At 53.2% G+C, this 2,174-nt stretch carries 3 protein-coding genes; all 3 read right to left on the reverse strand.

Annotated features, from left to right (window positions below):
• The coding region (cas5e, locus tag GX147_10080) for a type I-E CRISPR-associated protein Cas5/CasD (protein NLN61020.1) at positions 1–637 on the reverse strand (637 nt) is incomplete at its 3' end.
• Entirely contained in the window at positions 630–1,814 is a 1,185-nt protein-coding gene (cas7e, locus tag GX147_10085) for a type I-E CRISPR-associated protein Cas7/Cse4/CasC (protein ID NLN61021.1), read from the reverse strand. The genes cas7e and cas5e, both read right to left, overlap by 8 nt.
• Before the next feature lie 5 nt (positions 1,815–1,819).
• Positions 1,820–2,119: a type I-E CRISPR-associated protein Cse2/CasB gene (gene casB, locus GX147_10090; GenBank protein NLN61022.1), complete on the reverse strand. Its 300-nt coding sequence runs from the start codon at positions 2,117–2,119 to the stop codon at positions 1,820–1,822.
• Positions 2,120–2,174 lie beyond the last annotated feature (55 nt).

Consider the following 2,174-nt stretch of genomic DNA (forward strand, 5'->3'; position numbering starts at 1 on the left):
ATTCTATCCAGGCCAACAGCTTTGGCGGCACTTCCCGGCCTGATCTGCGAGAAGAGCTGGTGCAGGGTTCCCGGGAAAGGGCATCCTCGAGGTTTTCGTATTCGTCGGTCAATCTTTCAAATACCGGGCGGGATGGCACGCAGGACTTGCGCCCGAGATAGACCGGCCAAAAGGGGGACTGCAAGCTGCCTCTCCACGGGCTTCCTTCAGTGGTTCCGGAAATCCACCCGAGCAGTTCGTTGTCGGCACTCGAAAGGGCAACAAGAAAAGAGGCATCGTGGAGGTACTCCCTGGGTGAGATTATGGTGCTTTCTTCATGTTCCAGGGCGGTGGCAAGGGACGAAGCTGTACCTCCACCATGTTTATATTGACCGGCTGCGGTCAGATGGTATCCGGTCACGGTGTGGTAGTCGGTGGAGAGTATCCCCGGCCGGTCGACCCGCACGGAAAATCCAAGCTTTCCATCGATAATCTCGAGATCTTTGTTATCGCGCCTCAGGCCCAAAGCACAACCGATGAGGCCGATCACTCCCGATTTTGTGGGTTCCAGGGCGCTCTCTCTCACATCCCATCGGGAACGGGAACCCCAGGACTGCATGGGGCCATCGAGACGAAGCAGCAGAATGGGTCTAGTCACAAGCCTTCACCACTTTTTCCACTTCTTTGAGGAGTTGTTCCAAATTTTCTGAAGAAACGACATCCAGTATCGTAATTCCCCTGTTTTTCGATAGAAGCAACCGCTTACCGGCTTTTAAGGAATACATACTGGTAAGGTCTTCGCATTCTTTTTTCAGCCGCTTTGCTGACTCCATTTCAATTCCGTCTCCCAGCTTTGGGTTGACTGGAACGGAGAAGGCATTGGTATAGCTCACGGGAAGGTTAGAGTCCCTGATTTCCACCCAGACCAGGCTCGGCCACTGGTGGGCGGCGAATGTATTCTGTTTTCCGCTGGGTGTGACTGAACATGCTGCCTCGATCAATGCCTGAACAGCCTTGGCTGCGGTCGCCCTGGCCTCTTTTTCGTCATCTGACTTGACTTCACGGCGGAATGACTTTCCTGTGAGGTTGTCCACAAGACCGTCGATGTGGACGTTGAAATATTTATAGTAGCAGGCGGAATTGAACTCCACGTCGCCGATCATATCAGCACCTGCGCCGGCTTCGTCATCGGAAGACCGCTCCAGATCATCCATGGCGGTGTAGTAATCGAATTCGTGATCGACCTTGTGGGTACTGATTGCATGAGCGAACTGGCATGATGCCTCTACATCAACGAAGGCTTCGCTCGTTACCATACGTCCAAAGAGTGCTACGTCCACCGACATGGGGCGGAATCCATTATCTTTCGCCTTTTCCTGGAGGTCTTTTGCTTTCACTTTCTCGAAGTCTTTCGCCGTTTTTGCCTCCATGGCAGCCTTGTATAAAACGTCAACTACTGCATTTACGTCGGCATCATTCAGGAACATGGTCTGAGCGGTCCTGTAATAGCCGCTCTTGTTCTCTTTTTGCTCCGTGCCGTCTTTGTTCCCGAAGCCGCTTGTTTTCTGGGCTGCCAGCGCAGCCATTTCCTCATTCAGCCCCTTTTCCAGCAGTTTGTTCCTCACAAGTTCCGGAAGCATCCGTGTCCTCGTTCCCAAAAGACCGCCCATCTTTTCAATGAACACGTCAGAGCGACGGACTGTGCGCTTGAGACACTGGCTCGAGATCCTGGCACGTTTAAAACCGCCGAAGACCGCTTCCTTGGGGCTTCCCGAATCGTCACGGTTAAGGTTGCTCGGTGCATGGTTCTGAAGCATGTGAACTTCTACAAGCATGGCTATCAGTCCTTTTCTTCCTGGATTTTTGGAGTGTCACTGGTACTGTCCGTGCTGAAATAACTGCCAGCCCATTTTTTCTGTACCCACTTCTCCCTTGAGTTCCACTGCTTCACATGTTTGAGCAGCAGAGGCCAGTCGATCCCGATGCCTTTTCCGGCCGCGTAGCGAACCATCTGGCGGAGCCGGTACGGGAAATCTCCTTCGCCGGTATAGGTGTCATATTCGGAGTCGAGAAGAATGTGAAACCTCCTCTTCAAGGACTCGCTTGCAGACCCGGAAGCAACAGCTCTCTTCCACGTCACTCCGAAGTCGCCCTGGGAACGGTGACGCCCGGCTCGAATATCCGTGGTCTTGTAC

The sequence above is a fragment of the Deltaproteobacteria bacterium genome, assembly GCA_012522415.1.
Lineage (GTDB): Bacteria > Desulfobacterota > Syntrophia > Syntrophales > JAAYKM01 > JAAYKM01.